Below are 17,308 nucleotides of genomic sequence, written 5' to 3'. Positions count from 1 at the left end.
ATAGTTTCAGTATACAAACAGAAAGGCCGTTTCGCCCTGCGGGCGTCGAATAACTGTTTATGTAATTAAACTAACCGCTTTTCAACGGATAAAAAAGCAGGACTATCATCCACGCGCACAAAAAAATAGCCACCCTGCGGCGGCTATTTTCGGATTTTTAGGGCGTTTTTCTGCGCTACGGCGTTTCGACCGGCGCAGCACCCAGCGCCGGCGGCTCACTGGCAAAGCCGCGCAGCCCCACCACGTGCACATGCTCGTGGTTCTGGAACACCTTACGCACCAGTTTATAGGTGGTGCCCTTCTCCGGACTGATGTTTTCCGGCGCCGCGATGATCAGCTGCATCTCCAGACGATCGCACAGTTCGAACAGCGTGGCGATCGACTTGGCATCCAAACGCGCCGCTTCATCGAGGAACAGCAGGCGGCACGGCGAAATGTCTTTGCCGCGCAGGCGGCGAGACTCTTCTTCCCAGCTCTGCACCACCATCACCAGGATTGACATCCCGGTACCGATGGCTTCACCGGTAGACAACGCGCCGCTTTCCGCACGTAGCCATCCGTCGGATCCCCGGTACACCTCTACCTCCATCTCCAGGTAGTTGCGGTAATCCAGCAACTCCTCACCGATGGTCTGTGGCGTGCGCTGCCCCATGTCGATCTGCGGATTCAGGCGCTGGTACAGCTTGGCCAACGCTTCGGAGAAGGTCAGTCGGTTGCTGTTAAACAGATCCTGATGCTGTTCCTGCTGCTCGGAGAGCACGTCCAACAGGGTGGCGTGCGCTTCGCGCACATTGACGTTCAGGCGCACGCTCTTCACCTGGCCGAAGGCAACGGCCTGCAGCCCCTGGTTCAGCATGCGAATGCGGTTCTGTTCGCGCTGAATGGTTTTGCGAATGATGTTGGCCACGCTTTTCGAACTGATCGCCAGCTTCTGCTCGCGCGCGGTCAGCTCTTCGGTCAGACGGCCCAGCTCGATCTCCATCTGCTCGATGGCCTCGACCGGATCGTCGGTGCGGATGATGTCCTGACGGATGCGCTCGCGCAGGTGCTGGTACACCGCGATATAGAACTGAATCTTACGCTCCGGCCGCTTAGGATCTTCCGACAGGCGCAGCACGTCACGCAGATGCTCGTTATCCGCCACGGCCAGACGCAGCGCGCCGAGCGCCTTATCCGACATCGAGCGCAGCTCGTCGCCATCCATATACGCCAGCTCGCGGCGGTGCAGGCGGCGTTCCACGCCGTTGTCTTTCACCAGGCGCATCACCGCGCACCAACCTGCCTTGGCGGTCACCACCTGCTCGCGCAGCTGATGATAATCGCGTTCCAGCTTGCGCAGTTTCTTCTGCAGGCCGTCCATTTCGGCTTCGCAGAAGGTCAGCTGTTTCTCCAGCTGATTGCGGCGAGCGCGGTTGTTGCTCAGCGCCGCATGCAGTTCGTCGCGACGCGCGCGGGCGCGCGCTTCGGCATTGGCGTCGGCCTGCACGCCGATATCCACCAGCTCCTGGCTCAGCTCTTTCAGCATGTCGCGCTTGGCGTCGTACGAGCTTTTCAGCGAGGCCAGCACCTGGCTGTACTGGGTGAACTGGGTTTGATACTGACGCAGCTGCTCACGGGCGCGGGCGCGTTCGGCTTCCGCCTGCTCCAGACGCTGGCGCAGCTTGTCGTTGAGATCGTTGTTGGCATTCTGCATGCCGGCGGAATCGGTATAGCTGAAGTGCGCACGGCGCTGCACCACTTCAGTCAACGCGAACGCCTGCTGTTTAGCCTGACGCTGCACGCTTTGCGCCTGCGCGTAGTCCTGCTGCAGCTGTTCATGCTGCTGCGGATCGCTCTGCAGCACCGACAGCAGCGGTTCCAGCTTGGTCAGCGACACGCCGTGCTGCTGAATATGACGCGCGGCATCCTGCGCTTCTTCCAGCTCTTCGCGGATCTCGTCGACGCGATCCTGCAAGGTTTCATCGTTCAGCAACGACACCAGCGGCATCAGGCGGTTGAGCGCGGAAATGCCCTCTTTGGCCTGATCGTACTGCTGACGCTGCTGCTGGTTCTGCGCTTCGTGATTGTTCAGCGCACGTTCGATCTCGCCACGACGGGCGTTCAGGCTGCGGATCTCCGCTTCCGGGTCGGCGTCGAATGCCACCGCCAGATGGGTACCGATAAAGCGGCTGAAAGCCTGGTGCGAGCGTTGGGTTTTCTGTACGTCGAACGACAGCGTGGCGTAGCGCTCTGCCAGCGTTTCACGCTCGGCGTGCAGCACTTCCAGACGGTTTTCGCGCGCCGCGCGGCCGAACAACGGCACTTCAGGATAACGGGAGTAACGCCACTGGCGATCGGCGATCTTCACCACCACCGCTTTTTCCTGCTCTTCGACGGCGAACACGCTGTCATCGAACGACTGCGGATCCCCTTCGATCAGATAGAGATCTTCCGGGCAATCTTCCAACCCTTCCAGCATCTCGCGCACCAGCGACAGATCCGGCACCACGATGGCGTGGCGCGAAGGGCCGTACAGCGCCGAGAAGTAAGGCGCGTCGTCGATGGTGACGTCATCGTAAATTTCCGACAGCAGCACGCCGCCGAAACGTTCGGCCAGCGTGACCAGGCGTTGATCTTCCGCGCCGCCCGGCTGGCTGAGACGCTCGATTTGCGCTTCCACTTCACGTTTGCGGGCCGCCACTTCGTCGCGTTCGACGGTGGTTTCACGCTCGCGCTCCAGCAGCTGCTGCATGTATTCGGTCACCTGCTGGCTGTTTTCCAGCGGCTCTCCGCTCTGATCGCTGAGCTGGCTCAGGGCGTCCTGCGCCGCCAGCCACACCGGCGCACGCGCCGTCAGCTCACGGATGCGCTGCTGGATCTGCTCCAGTTCCTGGCGCATCTCCATGCGGCGTTCACCGGCTTCGCTGACGTTCTGCGACAGCGCTTCCAGGCGCTCTTCCAGCTCCTGCTGCAGCATATCGAGATCGTCAGGCTGGTACTCTTGGCCATGGCGTTTGCAAAACTCTTGCAGCAGGCGCTCGGCGTCCTGCTGCGAGCGCAGGCGCTGTTCCAGTTCGCTCAGGCGCAGGCGCAGCGGCTGAACGCGCTCGGCGAGGTGCTGCTGCGAAGGCCAGTCGCGCAGCAATTCGCGCGCGCACTGCCAGGCTTCGCTGCGGCTGACCTGGCCGGCGATTTTCCCCACCAACTGGTAGGCCTGCTCGAACTGGCCGTGCGCGGCGTCGGCCACACTCAGCTTCTGTTCCAGCATCAGCAGCGCCTCGGTCGCTTCCTGCTCACGGGCCTGGAAGGTGTCCAGCCACTGTTCGGCGTTATCGGCGGTCAGATCCGGCAATTGGCACAGCGCGCGCGCGCGCTCCAACGCCTGCAGCGCCTGCTGGTACTGAATGGCGCGGGTCTGCTGCACGTCGAGCGCCTGCTGGTAGTCGGCCAGCTGACTCTTCAGCTCGTCCACTTCCAGCTCGGCCGCTTCGGCGCGTGCTTCGTTTTCGGCCTGTTGCTCGCTCGCCTCGGCCACCACTTCGTTCTGCTCTTCCAGACGGTAGGTCAGCTCTTCCAGATCGGCTTCATAGCGTTCGATCTTCTCCTGCTGACGCATCGCCGTCTGCACCAGATTCAGGTGGTCGCTGGCGGCCTGGTAATCGGTTTCCAAATCGGATTCGGCGCCGCTCTGTTCGCTCAGCTCGCGCGCCATTTCCACATGGCGATACTGTTCGGCGGCCAGCTGTTTGCGGCTGCCCAACAGATCGCTGCGCAGCGCCAGCGCGCCATCCAGGTGGATGCGGCGTTCGTTGGCGTGGCGCATATAGTCCGCCGCCACATACGAGGTAGCCTCGGAGATCAAATGCTTGAACAGGTCGCGGTCCGACTGGGTGACGCGGATCGCTTCCAGCGTCATGCGGTTTTCGCGCAGCGCCGCTTCCATGTCCTGGAACGCCTTGCGCACGCCGCTGTTTTCCGGCAACAGGTAATCGCGCAGCGAGCGGGTGATGGCGCTGGAAATACCGCCGTACAGCGACGCTTCAATCAGACGGTAGAATTTGCTGCGATCGGCGGACGAACGCAGGCGTTTCGGGATCACGCCCAGATCGAACATCAGCGAGTGGTAATCGGTGATGGAGTTGAACTGCTTGAACTGCACTCCTTCCATCTCTTCCACGCGATCCTTCAGCTCCTGCAGCGACAGCACTCGCGCCTGGCGCTCACCCACAGTCTGGGTCAGCAGCTCGGTCGGCTGCACTGCGGTCGGCAGCCCCTGGATGGTGAACGGTTTGATGTCGACCTTGCGATCGCGCCCCGCCACCTGCTGCAGACGTACACCCACCACCACGCGCTGGTGGCGCGAGTTGACGACGTCGAGGGTCGAGTAGCACACGCCGGCGCGCAGCTTGCCGTGCAGACCTTTATCGCGCGAGCCACTGGTAGCGCCCGCTTCGGTGGTGTTACGGAAGTGCAGCAGCGTCAGATCGGGGATCAGTGCGGTGACGAAGGCCGCCATGGTGGTGGATTTACCGGCCCCGTTACCGCCGGACAGCGTGGTCACCAGCTCATCCAGATCAAAGGTGCGGGCGAAGAAGCCGTTCCAGTTAACCAGCGTCAGCGAGCGAAATTTACCGCGTTCAATCATTCCTGTTCATCCTCTGCACCGTCAGGAGCGTTATCAACCTGCTGATCCTCAGCCTCATTCTCATCGTTCAGCGACAGACTGGTTTCAACCGGCATCGCCTCGCCATCGCGAATCATGCGCAGCTGCGCTTCACGCGGATCGTCACCGCTGCGCACATCGGCGCCGAAGCGGAACACCGCCTCGGTAATGCGGAATTTGCTGCTGTCATTGCCCATGAAGTAAACCATGCCGAGACGGCGCAGGCGGTTCAGCGAGGTGCGCACCTTTTCGTGCAGTTTCTGCCGATCGAGATCCGATCCGGTGGAGCGCTGGTTGACGAACTTCAGCAGCTTGGTCTCATCGGCCAGGCTCAGCAGCTCGTCGTACAGCTCCTGATGGCTGAAAATGCCCTCATGCGCCAGGCGCTCGGGGCTGAGGTACAGGTAGCACAAGATTTTACCGACCATCATATCCAGCTCGGACAACACCGAACGAGGGATCAGCGTGGTGGAGCGCGGGCGCAAATAGAAGAAACCTTCCGGCGCCCGAATCAGCTCGACGCTGTAACGGTTGTAAAATTCTTCCAGCTCATCCTGGAAATCCATTAAAAAGGCGTGGTTGTCCAGCTCATCGATACCGATGTGACGACCCGCGCGCAGTTGGCTGTCCAGCGCCGGAAACAGCGAGTTGGACAGCGCCTTGGCCAGTTTGACTGGCATTACTTGTTCAATATTTGTCGATGACATGGGCCTGGACCTTGGCTCCGTAATCATTGATTGCCTGCCATTCCGCCGGCAACCCTGAGAAATCTGCTTCAGCCACACCGAGGCGTACTGCCTGGTCGACCACTAAACGTGCCACGTCAAAATGACGCGCACGCGGATATTGCGCCAGATAATCGCGCATCACCGCTGCCAGATTGAGCGGCATCTGCTGTTCTTGATACACCTTCAGCGCCTCTTCGATCATTGCCGCCAGCTGTTCGCGAATTTCGCTGAACTCTTCGAACTCCAGATCCGGCGGCAGTTCCCCGGTCACTTCCTCACTGCGCAGCGCCAGTTCTTCGTCGCGCATGTCCAGCAGACGATCGGCATTGGCATGGGTCAATGCCCACGGGTGGTCGAAATAGGTTTGCACCGACTGGCGCAGGCGTTGAGCGAACACGCGGTTTTTATCCATATCGATAGCGGTACGGATAAATTTATGTACGTGGCGATCGTAGCCGATCCACAGGTCGATCGCCTGCTGGCCCCAGCTGATGATGCGATCCAGTTTGCTTTGCAGATCGAACACCAGCTTGTCGACGAAGCCCAGCTCCACGTTGCCGAGGGTCGCGTCCTGGATGCGCAGCAGGTTGGCCTGCAGCTTATCGCCCGCCGCATCCAGCGTATCCTGCAGCTCGCGCAGGGTGCCCGAGGTTTCCGACAGCAGCATCTCACAGCTGGAGATCGCCGCCCGCCAGTCTTTGCTCAGCAGCGCCGCGATGTCGTTTTTCACGCTCTGCTGCTGCTCGTCCATCACGCGTTGGGTCATGTCGATGCTGTCGAAGATTTCCGCCACCGAATATTTCAACGGCGCGAACACGTTGCGGTGCCAATGGAAATCGTCGCCGCCCTCGTCGGCGGCGTCGGCGGCGCGCTTGAGTTCCTGCGCCACGATCGACAGCTGCATCGACAGACGCAGCGTGGAGAATTCGCGTTGGCGAATATAGTAATCGGTAATGCCAATCCCCAGCGGTGTGAGGCGGTAAATCGCGTTGCCGTCCGCCAGTTCGCTGGTAAAGCGGTTCAACAGGCGCTGGCGCACCATGTCGTTGATCGCATTGTTGGCGCGCATCGCCACCGTTTCATGCGTCTGTTCAAAACCCTTGCTGACATGGCGAAATGCATCAACCAGCTCACCTTCGCTCATCTCGCCGTCCAGCCGCTCGCCGTTCAGAGTGGCGATGGCGAGCAGAAATGCGAGACGCTCCGTAGGGAGCGAAATAGAGAAATCATTTTTCCGTGCCCAGGCGACCAGTTCGGGTACTGTCTGGGAAAATTCACTCATAGTTCGTCCTTCAGGTTTGGTTTATGCGCCATGACGTGAATATAGCGCCCCAAACTCACGTACGGCTCCTGCCGGCAATAGTGCTGTTCAAGCGCCAGTAACTCTTCAAATTTTTGTGTTTGCAGCTGTCTGCTCTGCAGATAGTCGTGGAACACCCGCACGCCGGTTTTGCCGCCGATGCGCATGCCCAGCTGTTCCAGCCAACCGTAGACCAATAGCGGATCGTGCGGATATTGCGGCGACAGCGAACGTTTGCGGCGCCGTCTGACCTCGGGATCCACCAGTTGGAAATTACCCAACACCACGTTGCGCATCAAGAGGCCGTTGGCGTTGAAGAACATCAGCGACAGCGCGCCGCCCGGCGTCAGGCAGTCATACAACGCCTGCAGCGCCGCTTTGGGCTCGGCGATCCATTCAAGCACTGCATGAAACAATATCAGATCAACCGGCTGTTCCAAATGTTGAGCGATATCCTGCGCAGAACTTTGTACGAATTGCATGTTCTGGCTCACACCTTTCTGCTCCGCCAGCTGCGCGGCGCGCTGGATCATCTCACCAGAAAGATCGCACAACAACACCTGATGTCCTAATTCTGCCAGCTGGCAGGCCATATGGCCTTCACCGCCCCCGGCGTCGAGGATGCGCAGCGGCCGCTGCGGCAACTGTGCCAGCAGCCCGGTCAGATCCTGCCAAACCACCGCCTGGCGGATTTTGCCTTTCGTGGTGCCGTAAATATTACGCGCAAATTTTTCAGCAATATCGTCAAAATTGCGATCCTGCATGGACAACGGCTCCGCTGATCTCATTCTTGTCGGCGGCAAAGCGCACGCCCATTCAAACCTGCTATTTTGGCACAGACTGGCTTAGAATGAATCTTCTTGCGGCCGGTTTATGCCTGGATGCCGCTTTTTCACCCAAAAGGATCTGATTTTCGATGCTGTTCAACCTGAAAAAGTTCTTTGGCGCCCTGCTGATGCCGCTGCCGCTGTTAATGCTGCTGATGGGGCTGGCGCTGCTGCTGCTGTGGTTCACCCGCTGGCAAAAAAGCGGTAAGACGATTTTTACGCTGAGCTGGCTGTTTTTACTGCTTTTCAGCCTGCAGCCGGTGGCCGACCGGCTGCTGCGGCCGATCGAAGCCCAATACCAGACTTATCGCGGCAGCGATCCGGTCAGCTACATCGTGGTGTTGGGCGGGGGCTATACCTACAATCCCGATTGGGCGCCCAGCTCGAATTTGCTCGGCAACAGCCTACCGCGCGTCACGGAAGGCGTGCGACTTTACCTTGCACATCCCGGCGCCAAGATGGTGTTTACCGGCGCGTCCGCCGGAAACATGCAAAGCAACGCCGCGACTGCGGCGCTGGTGGCCGAAAGCCTGGGCGTGCCGCGCAGCGATATGGTGATCCTGAGGGAACCGCGCGATACCGAGGAAGAAGCCGCTCAGGTAGCCAAGTTGGTCGGCGAGAAGCCATTCATTCTGGTGACCTCCGCCAACCATCTGCCGCGCGCCATGCGCTTCTTCAAGGCTAAAGGCCTGCACCCGATCCCGGCGCCGGCCAACCAGTTGGCGATCGACTCGCCGCTGAATATTTGGGATCGCGCCACGCCGTCGTCGATGTTCCTCGGCCATACCGAACGTGCCTGGTATGAAACGCTGGGCAGCCTGTGGCAATGGCTGAAAGGCCCGGAAAGTGCCGGCACCGAGTAAGGCCCGTTCAACCGGCCAGCCAGGGCAGCAGCTGTTGCGACGCATAGTCGAACGGCCGCCGCTCCAGCTTGCCGGTATGGATCAAGCGCCCTACCGCTTCCCACACCACATACAGCCAGCGCCGCGCCAGGAAAGAGTCGGCGACCGGTGCGCGCTGAAGATAGCGGAACAACAGTTGACTGGGCATGCCCGCCTCGCAAAGGCGGAAAAGATCGTATTCGCGCGGCGCCCACAGCACCACACCGGGATTGAGCATCGCCAGCAGCTGATCGCTTTTGGGATCTTTCAGCATGCTGCGCAGCGACAGGTTACCGTGCACCAGAACACAGGGATCGTCGAAACCGACGAAGAAATGGGTCAGCGCTTCGCGCGTGCGATACAATAAACGCCGATCCGCCATGGTCAGCTGCGGGGTAGTGAGATTGACCACCGTCGCCCACAGCACTTCGACCCGCTGTTGATACCAGCAAAACCAGTCGTTCTCCTGCGTGCTGTCAACGCTGCCGACGCTGCCGTGGCTGTCGATGCGGTGCCAAGCCAATACCCCGTCAACGATCTGTTCCATCAGCATGTTCCAGCGATCCGGCGAGCGCGTCGGCGCTTCAGCCGACACGCCGCGCAGGCGCTCGATCAGCAGGATTTCCTTATACGGCGCCTGGTGAGTACACACCACGCCGTACACCGTGGGCAGACGAATATCCCCGTCGCGCGCCAGCATCGACAGCTTGTAAGCCTCCTGCTGGGCGATGCCCTGACAGATAAAGCTTTTCGCCATCAACGGGATCGCGTTGCCCTGTCGATCGTACAACGAATACATATGCGCATAAGGCTGCTCGCTCACCCGCTCCAGCCGGCTGATGGACTCACCCAGCACAATGCTCAGTTCGGCGCGTAACTGCTCCATAAGGCATTCACCTCAGGCTAATAAGGGGGGATACATAACATCATCGAACGGTGAGCGGAAAAATTCTTCAACGCAGATCAACAAAACGGGGATCAATAATGGAGGGTGTTGCATCGTCGGCGCGTTGCGCTACGCGCCGACAAACTCAGGCTCAGGGTTGGATGCTGTCGCGCACGCGCTGGAGATCTTCCGGCGTATCGACGCCCACGCTCGGGATCGCTTTCGCGACCGCTACGTGGATTTTTTCACCGTACCACAGCACGCGTAGCTGTTCCAACAGCTCGATCTGCTCCAGCTGGCTCGGCGCCCAGCTGACGTAGCGGCGCACGAAGCCGGCGCGGTACGCGTAGATGCCGATATGACGCAGCAGGCTGTCGCCGATGCTCTCTTTAGACGCGGCGAAACGTTCGCGATCCCACGGAATGGTAGCGCGTGAGAAATAGAGTGCGTAGCCCTGCGCGTCCATCACGACCTTCACCGCGTTGGGATTGAAAGCCTCTTCGGCGCTCTCGATCGGCACCGCCAGCGTCGCCATGCCGGCCTGACTGCCCGCCAGATTCTCCGCCACCTGACGGACGATCACCGGTGGGATCAGCGGCTCGTCGCCCTGCACGTTAACGATGATCTGGTCATCGGCAAAACCGTAGTGCGCGATCACTTCCGCCAGCCGCTCGGTGCCGGAATGGTGATCCGGGCTGGTCATGCACACTTCGCCGCCGGCGGCTTCCACCGCTTTGGCGACTTCTGGGTGATCGGTCGCCACGATGACGCGGCTGGCACCGGACTCGCGGGCGCGCTCCATCACGTGTACTACCATCGGCTTGCCGTGAATATCGGCCAGCGGTTTACCCGGTAAACGGGTTGAGGCGTAGCGGGCGGGAATAATAGCGATAAAACTCATGCGTGTTTCTCATCCAGCGACAGTGCACGCGCTTCATTTTCCAACAGCACAGGAATGCCGTCGCGCAGCGGGTAAGCCAACCCGTCCGCTTTGCATACCAGTTCCTGGTTTTCTTTATTGAAATAGAGTTTGCCGTTGCATACCGGGCAGGCAACGATTTCGAGTAAACGGTGGTCCATGCATCCTCCGCAAGGGGATAGGTCATCTGGGAAAGGAGATGAGGATAGCATAAGGCCCGGCCTCAGGTTAATCATCGGCGGCATCAACCCGCCGATATTTCCTCGCCACTTCGGCGCAACCGCTTGAACTGCGGCGCATCTCGGCGTAGAATTTTGTGATGCAAATCACAAAAAGGGCCGTAATACGTGATCAAACGTCTGCATAAAATCATCGCTCTGTTCGCTAACTACAGCCAGTGAGCCCCTTTGTAACGAGCGGCGCTGAACTTCGTTTTACCCCACCGACAGCGTCGCTCGTTATCCCACTTTCCAGCAGGCACCCCATTCAGCGGCCAATGAGGCCGGAATGTTGCCCAGCGCTACGTATTGCGCACCGTGCCATTTGGCCGTGCGCGCGATGGCTTGCCGGATATCCTGCGCCCGCTGTTTGCCGAAACGTACCTGTGGCTCGGCATGGAAACTGATGATCTCGAATATACCCTGTCGACGGTGTGCCTTGGCGTCAATGCGCCCCACCAGCTCACCGCGGTGCAGCACCGGCAGGGTGAAGTAACCGTAACGGCGCTTTTCTTTCGGCGTATAGCACTCCAGGCGATAGTCAAAGTTGAACAACTCCAGCGCACGCCGGCGGTCCCAAACCACCGGATCAAAGGGTGATAGCAGGCTGGTGACCGTCGATTTGAGTTTGCCCTGTTCCGCCAGCGGCAACAGTTCCGCCAGTGATTCATGCACATAGAACTGCCCTTCCAGCCCTTCTACCTGCACGGGCGTAATCTCCCCCTGCTCCTGCAGTTCTGCCAGCAAGGCTTTTGGCGCCACGCGTTTCAGCCGATAGTAATCTGCCAACCATTCCGCGCGGAAAATGCCCAGATAGCGGCAGGTGCGGCGCAGCATCTGCCTGCGCGCCCGCTCCGCAGGCAGCGTATGACGCGCATCGTCCCAGTCCGGCAACAACCTTTCGGTCAGATCGTAAACCCGGTGAAAATTGCGACGTTCGGCTACCATCAGCTTGCCGGCGGTAAACAGGATCTCCAGATGTCGTTTCTCCGGTTTCCAGTCCCACCACCCGCTGTTACCCTTTTTTTCGGCGTTGAAATCGGCGGAACGCACCGGCCCCTGTTGCTCGATGTGCCGCAGCAGGCTGTCCATCGCCTCCTGGTGCTGCCGCACCCAGTCGGCGGAATATTTCCAGCCCATCTCATGAGGCGCCAGCATGCGGTGCCGCAGTAGACCAAAATCCTCAATCGGCAGGAAACAGGCTTCATGCGCCCAATACTCGAACAGCTTGCGGCCGGCAAGCGCCTGCTCCAGCCATTCCGACTGATAGGCCCCCAAGCGGCTGAACAGCACCAGATATGGGCTGCGGGCGACGACGCTAATGGTATCAATTTGTAACAGCCCCATGCGCTGAATCGCGTTCACGACGTCATCAGGCTTAGCCTGGCGTTTAAGCGGAGAAAGCAGCCCCTGGGCGGCAAGGTGCAGCGCGCGAGCGGCGGTAAGGGCAATTATCGGGGTGGTCATCCTGATATCCGTGGCAAGTAGGCAATGGCCTGATAATAGTGGATATCGAGGGATTTATCTTCGCCAGTGCTTGCGGGTGGCGACACCGGCACTGGCGAGGAAGGAGGGTGCGATCAGAACGCGATAACGTCTGCCGCGGACAGCCCATGCGAGCTGCGATAGATCGAGAACTCAACGTTCTGACCTTCGTTCAACGACTTATTTTTGGTGTTGGCGATAGCGTTGCGATTGACATAGATTTCGTCGCTGCCATCTACCGGTGAAATAAAACCATAGCCTTCGGCCTGATTAAACCATTTCACGCGACCCATTTTTAACACAGTATTTTTAAACATAACTTATATCCTTTTACTTGAGCATCCTTGACAACGTCATTTTTTATATTGTCTGGACGCTACCAGCCCATCCTAAAGTTTTTCGTAACAAACCTCTCGTGAGCAAAAAATTAAAAAACCCGCACTAAGGCGGGCTTGTTGAACTTAATATCTTCCGCATGAGTCAGCGCTAAAGCGTCACCATGGTTGTATTAAGATCTCTTATACGCGTTCCCTGTATTCTTACAGAGCAACTACGTTGGCGGCAGCCGGCCCGCGCGGGCTGTCCTGGATGGTGTACTCGACGCGCTGGCCTTCAGCCAGGGTCTTGAAACCGTCGGTCATGATTGCGGAGAAGTGTACGAATACATCTTTGCCGCCGTCGTTCTGCTCAATGAAACCAAAACCTTTGCTTTCGTTGAACCACTTAACCTGACCAGTCTTCTTAGACATTACATTTACCTTTAAATATATTTACAAAACCTGCCATAAGAGGCAATTGGGGCCATTTCAGAAACATTACTTATGGGAGGTACTTAGAAGGTTCGTCTTTGAAGCGGAATCGGATGATAACGTTTTTGGAGGAACTGCTTAACTCTAAACTCGAACATAAATAGGTCTGGATTACAGGCCGACTTGCATTTACTCATAAAACTGGTGAATGCACAAGAGGTTTATTGCATTAAATTCGCCATTACGCCGAATTTATTTTTATCCCCCTGAATACACATGAATTAATTTATCGTTCTCCGCAGCCAATCCGCCGCCTCTTCCTCCTGGCCGGCGCATCACTTGTCCGTCTGTGCGCTGCAAATGAGAGCTAACGCATAAAACTCTAATATGCTTGGCGCACCTATAACAAATCCCAAATCAGATGGCTAAACTTGAGGGGAAAACAAGGCAGACGGCTTTTTCGCCAGCACTTTTGCCGCTAAAAACACGATTTTTCAGATTATGCTGAATCAAGGAGCTATGCGCATGACCGCCCAGCAGTTCGTTTCACCTAATGAAATCCGCGCCAGATTCTCTCACGCGATGTCGGATATGTACCAAAAAGAGGTACCGCTGTACGGCGATCTGCTGGAACTGGTAGCGGAAACCAACCGACAGGTTCTGCGCGAAGATGCCGCACTGGCTCATCAACTACAAATCACCGGCGAGATAGAACGCCTGGCGATGGAACGCCACGGCGCGATCCGGGTCGGTACCGCAGACGAGTTGGCCACCTTGCGCCGCCTGTTCCGGGTGATGGGCATGGAGCCAGTCGGTTACTATGACCTGTCGGTAGCGGGCGTTCCGGTGCACTCCACCGCTTTTCGCGCCGTACATGAAGACGCGCTGCAGATCAGTCCTTTCCGCGTGTTCACCTCCTTGCTACGCCTGGAACTGATAGACAATCCGGCGCTGCGTGAGCTGGCCGAGCGCTTGCTGGCGCGCCGCCGCATCTTTACCGATCGTGCGTTGGAGCTGATCGCGCTGCAAGAAACGCAAGGCGGATTAAATGAAACGCAGGCGCAGGAATTTGTCGAGCAAGCGCTGGAAACCTTCCGCTGGCACAGCCAGGCGACAGTCAGCGCCGAAGAATACCGGCAGTTGCACGATCAGCATCGATTGATCGCCGACGTAGTGGCGTTTAAAGGGCCGCATATCAACCACCTGACACCGCGCACGCTGGATATCGATCGCGTTCAGCAGGCGATGCCCGGCCGCGGCATTACGCCCAAGGCGGTCATCGAAGGCCCGCCGCGCCGCCGCCGTGCGATCCTGCTGCGCCAGACCAGCTTCAAGGCGTTGGAAGAAAGCGTCGATTTCATTGAGCGCGACGGCCATGCCGTTGCCGGTCATCATACCGCGCGCTTCGGCGAGATCGAACAACGCGGCGTGGCGCTGACGCCTAAAGGACGCGCACTCTACGACCGCCTGCTGCAGGCGACCAACGATGCGCTACAGGCCCCGCCAAGCGAGAAGAATGCCGAGCGTTACTATCAACTGCTCGAGGAAAACTTCCGGGCGTTTCCTGATGATTACGCCACGCTGCGCGAGCAACAGCTGGCGTGGTTCCGCTATTTTCCGACCGAATGCGGCCTGGCAGCCAAAGAGTCGCTGGATAAACACAGCACCCTGGAGCAACTGATCGAGAAAGAACACGTTCGCTTCCAGCCGCTGGTTTATGAAGACTTTCTGCCGGTCAGCGCCGCAGGGATATTCCAGTCGAATCTGGGGGACAACCGCCACACGCAGTACAACGCCGCTTCCAGCCGTGCAGCGTTTGAACAAGCGTTGGGCAGTGAGGTCATCGACGAGCTGGCGCTGTATCAACAAACCCAGCAGCGTTCGCTGGAAGCCTGCGCACAAGCCCTGGGGCTCGCCACGCTGGCATCCTGAGGTTACTTAGACAGCAGGGATTCGATATCCTGCAGCAGCTGCTCAGCCTGAGCGGACGGTAGCACCGCATCAACCGGCAGATACCACCAATTGGGCTGGGCAAAGGCGCGACACTTCACCGCGTCCTTCTCCGTCATCAGCAGCGTTTGCTCTGCGGTAACCAGCGCCGCCAGCTGCGCCCGCTGATATTCCTGATGATCGGCAAACGCCACTTCCTGCACCACCTCGACGTTCAGCTTTTCCAACGTCGCGAAGAAACGCGGCGGATGACCGATGCCCGCCATCGCCACCACGCGCGGCAGCTCGGCCGCCGGGCGACGTTCACCACTAAGCAGGTTTACCGCTTCACGCGCCTGCAGGCGCATGGCGATCTCCCCGGCCTGCGCCACGCCGCCATTGGCGATGCGCGCATCGACGCTGCCAAGCCGCGCGGCACGCTCGCGCATCGGCCCGGCCGGTAACCACCAGCCGTTGCCGAAACGACGCACGCCGTCGATGACCACCAGCTCAAAATCACGCTGTAAGGCATAATGCTGTAAACCGTCGTCGGTGATGATCGCATCCAGCGGCTGTTGTTGCAGCAAAGCCTGCACCGCCTCGGCTCGCTTGGGTGCGATCGCCACGGGCGCGCCGGTGCGCTGATAAATCAGCACCGGCTCATCCCCTGCCTCGCGGGTCGAGGTATTCTGATTGAGCACCAGGGGATAGACCGCCGACTTGCCGCCGTAGCCGCGCGAGACCACGCCAACGCGATAGCCTCGCTGCTGTAGGTGTTCTACCAGCCAGATCACCATCGGCGTTTTGCCGTTGCCGCCGGCAGTGAGGTTGCCCACCACCACCACCGGCACCGGCGCGCGCCAACTTTTGCGCAGGCCACAACGGTAACTGAGACGAATCAGCCAGCTGAACAGGCCATACAGCCAGGAGAGCGGCAGCAGCGCCAGATAAAGCAGCGAACCGCCGGACCAGATGCGCTCAATCATTATTGGCCAAACTGCATGCGATGCAGCTGCGCATAAGCGCCCTGCTGTTCAAGCAGTGCGGCGTGCTCGCCGCGTTCAACGATGCGGCCGTCCTCCACCACCAGGATCTCGTCCGCCTTCTCAATCGTAGACAGACGGTGCGCGATCACCAGCGAAGTGCGATCTTTCTGCAGTTCGTCCAGCGCGGCCTGAATGGCACGCTCGGACTCGGTATCCAGCGCAGAAGTCGCCTCGTCGAGGATTAGGATCGGGCAGTCGCGCAGCAGCGCGCGCGCGATGGCGATACGCTGGCGTTGGCCGCCTGACAGCATCACGCCATTTTCGCCAATCACCGTATCCAGGCCGTTCTCCATCTTGTTGATGAAGTCCATCGCGTACGCCATTTCGGCCGCTTTCTCAATCTGCTCGCGGCTGTATTCGCTCTCGCGCGCATAGGCGATGTTGTTGGCGATGGTGTCGTTAAACAGGTGCACGTTTTGCGAGACCAGCGCCACCTGATTACGCAGTGAGGCCAGGGTATATTCGCGCAGATCGTGGCCGTCCATCAGGATTTCGCCTTCCTGGATATCATAGAAACGCGTCAGCAGGTTGGCGATGGTGGATTTGCCCGAACCCGAGCGTCCCACCAGTGCTACGGTCTTGCCTTCGGCAATTTTCAGGTTGATATCACGCAGCGCCGGCGTTTCTTTGCCCGGGTAGTAGAAGGTGACGTTGCGGAATTCGATGTCGCCTTTCGCACGCTTCACTTCGCGGGTGCCGGTGTCTTTTTCCTGTTCCATATCCAGAATAGAGAACAGTGTCTGGCAGGCCGCCATCCCACGCTGGAACTGGGCATTCACGTTGGTCAGCGACTTCAGCGGACGCATCAGCGCGATCATCGACGAGAACACCACGGTGATAGTCCCGGCGGTCAGGGTTTCCATCACGCTTGGGAAGCTGGCGGCAAACAGCACGAACGCCAAGGCCAGCGAAGCGATCAGCTGAATGATCGGATCGGAAATGGAAGACGCGGAGACCAGTTTCATGCCCTGTTGACGCATGCGGTTGCTCACCGAGTTGAAGCGCTCGGTTTCCACCTGTTGGCCACCGAAGATCAGCACTTCTTTATGGCCTTTCAGCATCTGTTCGGCGCTGGTGGTCACCTGCCCCATGGTGTTCTGCATGTTCTTGCTGATGTTGCGGAAACGCTTGGACACCAGACGAATGGCGATGGAAACGATCGGCGCCAGCACGATCAGGATCACCGACAGCTGCCAGCTGTAGTAGAACATCATGATGAACAGGCCAATAATCGAAGCCCCTTCACGCACCACGGTCACCAGCGCGCTGGAAGAAGAGGAAGCCACCTGCTCGGAATCATAGGTAATGCGCGACAGCAGTGTCCCGGTGGACTGCTGATCGAAGAAGGCCACCGGCATTCTCATCATGTGGCCAAACAAACGGCGGCGCATTTGCATCACCACCATGCCGGAAACCCAGGAAATGCAGTAGCTTGAAACAAAGCTGGTCACGCCGCGCATCAGCATCAGCGCAATCACCGCCAGCGGCATCCACACCAGCACGCTGCTGTCGGTTTTTCCAAACCCATCGTCCAATAGCGGTTTAAGCAGAGACAGCATCAGCGTGTCCCCCGCTGCGTTCATAATCAACGCAATGGCGGCCACAATCAGCCCGGTCTTAAAAGGAGTGATCATCGGCCAGAGTCGACGGAACGTCTGCCAGGTCGAGAGATCTTTATCATTCATCATGCAAATACCA

14 protein-coding genes are annotated in these 17,308 nt (G+C 58.9%); 2 read left to right on the top strand and 12 right to left on the bottom strand.

The window, feature by feature from the left end:
- Positions 1-175: 175 nt before the first annotated feature.
- Genes mukB through cmoM form a run of 4 tightly spaced genes read right to left on the bottom strand, consistent with a single transcriptional unit; the run spans position 176 to position 7,434 of the window.
- Positions 176-4,624, bottom strand: a complete 4,449-nt coding sequence (gene mukB / locus EGY12_RS15475) for a chromosome partition protein MukB (protein ID WP_123894511.1) — start codon at positions 4,622-4,624, stop codon at positions 176-178.
- Positions 4,621-5,349, bottom strand: a complete 729-nt coding sequence (gene mukE / locus EGY12_RS15470) for a chromosome partition protein MukE (RefSeq protein WP_123894510.1) — start codon at positions 5,347-5,349, stop codon at positions 4,621-4,623. The genes mukB and mukE overlap by 4 nt, the downstream gene beginning before the upstream one ends.
- Complete coding sequence (mukF, locus tag EGY12_RS15465) at positions 5,330-6,652, bottom strand: chromosome partition protein MukF (RefSeq protein WP_004928228.1); 1,323 nt, start codon at positions 6,650-6,652, stop codon at positions 5,330-5,332. The genes mukE and mukF overlap by 20 nt, the downstream gene beginning before the upstream one ends.
- Positions 6,649-7,434, bottom strand: a complete 786-nt coding sequence (gene cmoM, locus EGY12_RS15460) for a tRNA uridine 5-oxyacetic acid(34) methyltransferase CmoM (protein ID WP_123894509.1) — start codon at positions 7,432-7,434, stop codon at positions 6,649-6,651. Before cmoM ends, mukF begins: the two co-directional genes overlap by 4 nt.
- Before the next feature lie 152 nt (positions 7,435-7,586).
- Here cmoM and elyC point away from each other — a divergent pair, with 152 nt between their 5' ends.
- Positions 7,587-8,360 carry an envelope biogenesis factor ElyC gene (gene elyC, locus EGY12_RS15455; RefSeq protein ID WP_123894508.1) on the top strand — a complete coding sequence of 258 codons (774 nt, stop codon included), beginning with the start codon at positions 7,587-7,589 and terminating at the stop codon, positions 8,358-8,360.
- A gap of 7 nt (positions 8,361-8,367) precedes the next feature.
- Here elyC and EGY12_RS15450 read toward each other — a convergent pair whose 3' ends face one another.
- From EGY12_RS15450 to EGY12_RS15425, 6 genes are all read right to left on the bottom strand, one after another.
- A complete protein-coding gene (locus tag EGY12_RS15450) occupies positions 8,368-9,264 on the bottom strand; it encodes a YcbJ family phosphotransferase (RefSeq protein ID WP_123894507.1) in 897 nt (298 codons plus the stop codon).
- Between the two features lie 151 nt (positions 9,265-9,415).
- The gene (gene kdsB / locus EGY12_RS15445; protein ID WP_004928235.1) at positions 9,416-10,165 is read right to left on the bottom strand and encodes a 3-deoxy-manno-octulosonate cytidylyltransferase; all 750 of its coding nucleotides are present in this window, start codon (positions 10,163-10,165) and stop codon (positions 9,416-9,418) included.
- The gene (locus tag EGY12_RS15440; RefSeq protein WP_004928237.1) at positions 10,162-10,344 is read right to left on the bottom strand and encodes a Trm112 family protein; all 183 of its coding nucleotides are present in this window, start codon (positions 10,342-10,344) and stop codon (positions 10,162-10,164) included. Before EGY12_RS15440 ends, kdsB begins: the two co-directional genes overlap by 4 nt.
- A gap of 297 nt (positions 10,345-10,641) precedes the next feature.
- Positions 10,642-11,868 (bottom strand): winged helix-turn-helix domain-containing protein, encoded by a 1,227-nt coding sequence (locus EGY12_RS15435; RefSeq protein WP_123894506.1) that lies wholly within the window; start codon positions 11,866-11,868, stop codon positions 10,642-10,644.
- 113 nt (positions 11,869-11,981) lie between these two features.
- Positions 11,982-12,203, bottom strand: coding sequence for a cold-shock protein (locus EGY12_RS15430; RefSeq protein WP_004928241.1), 222 nt, complete (start codon positions 12,201-12,203; stop codon positions 11,982-11,984).
- Between the two features lie 222 nt (positions 12,204-12,425).
- A complete protein-coding gene (locus tag EGY12_RS15425) occupies positions 12,426-12,635 on the bottom strand; it encodes a cold shock domain-containing protein (protein ID WP_019454537.1) in 210 nt (69 codons plus the stop codon).
- Positions 12,636-13,160: 525 nt separating this feature from the next.
- Between EGY12_RS15425 and EGY12_RS15420 the strand changes: the two genes are divergently transcribed.
- Positions 13,161-14,567 carry a VOC family protein gene (locus EGY12_RS15420; protein WP_123894505.1) on the top strand — a complete coding sequence of 469 codons (1,407 nt, stop codon included), beginning with the start codon at positions 13,161-13,163 and terminating at the stop codon, positions 14,565-14,567.
- Positions 14,568-14,569: 2 nt separating this feature from the next.
- On the opposite strand, the gene lpxK is transcribed toward EGY12_RS15420, so the two are convergent.
- Both lpxK and msbA read right to left on the bottom strand, forming a co-directional pair.
- A complete protein-coding gene (lpxK, locus tag EGY12_RS15415; protein ID WP_123894504.1) occupies positions 14,570-15,550 on the bottom strand; it encodes a tetraacyldisaccharide 4'-kinase in 981 nt (326 codons plus the stop codon).
- Complete coding sequence (gene msbA, locus EGY12_RS15410) at positions 15,550-17,298, bottom strand: lipid A ABC transporter ATP-binding protein/permease MsbA (protein ID WP_049272962.1); 1,749 nt, start codon at positions 17,296-17,298, stop codon at positions 15,550-15,552. The genes lpxK and msbA overlap by 1 nt, the downstream gene beginning before the upstream one ends.
- Positions 17,299-17,308: the final 10 nt, after the last annotated feature.

This window comes from Serratia sp. FDAARGOS_506, from assembly GCF_003812745.1.
Lineage (GTDB): Bacteria > Pseudomonadota > Gammaproteobacteria > Enterobacterales > Enterobacteriaceae > Serratia.
The sequence above is the reverse complement of the archived record's forward strand: the minus strand, read 5'-3'. Positions and strand labels throughout refer to the sequence as shown.

Coding starts and splice junctions, on each gene's coding strand:
- mukB (WP_123894511.1), bottom strand. CDS start 4,624: ATGATTGAACGCGGTAAATTTCGCTCGCTGACGCTGGTTAACTGGAAC.
- mukE (WP_123894510.1), bottom strand. CDS start 5,349: ATGTCATCGACAAATATTGAACAAGTAATGCCAGTCAAACTGGCCAAG.
- mukF (WP_004928228.1), bottom strand. CDS start 6,652: ATGAGTGAATTTTCCCAGACAGTACCCGAACTGGTCGCCTGGGCACGG.
- cmoM (WP_123894509.1), bottom strand. CDS start 7,434: ATGCAGGATCGCAATTTTGACGATATTGCTGAAAAATTTGCGCGTAAT.
- elyC (WP_123894508.1), top strand. CDS start 7,587: ATGCTGTTCAACCTGAAAAAGTTCTTTGGCGCCCTGCTGATGCCGCTG.
- EGY12_RS15450 (WP_123894507.1), bottom strand. CDS start 9,264: ATGGAGCAGTTACGCGCCGAACTGAGCATTGTGCTGGGTGAGTCCATC.
- kdsB (WP_004928235.1), bottom strand. CDS start 10,165: ATGAGTTTTATCGCTATTATTCCCGCCCGCTACGCCTCAACCCGTTTA.
- EGY12_RS15440 (WP_004928237.1), bottom strand. CDS start 10,344: ATGGACCACCGTTTACTCGAAATCGTTGCCTGCCCGGTATGCAACGGC.
- EGY12_RS15435 (WP_123894506.1), bottom strand. CDS start 11,868: ATGACCACCCCGATAATTGCCCTTACCGCCGCTCGCGCGCTGCACCTT.
- EGY12_RS15430 (WP_004928241.1), bottom strand. CDS start 12,203: ATGTTTAAAAATACTGTGTTAAAAATGGGTCGCGTGAAATGGTTTAAT.
- EGY12_RS15425 (WP_019454537.1), bottom strand. CDS start 12,635: ATGTCTAAGAAGACTGGTCAGGTTAAGTGGTTCAACGAAAGCAAAGGT.
- EGY12_RS15420 (WP_123894505.1), top strand. CDS start 13,161: ATGACCGCCCAGCAGTTCGTTTCACCTAATGAAATCCGCGCCAGATTC.
- lpxK (WP_123894504.1), bottom strand. CDS start 15,550: ATGATTGAGCGCATCTGGTCCGGCGGTTCGCTGCTTTATCTGGCGCTG.
- msbA (WP_049272962.1), bottom strand. CDS start 17,298: ATGATGAATGATAAAGATCTCTCGACCTGGCAGACGTTCCGTCGACTC.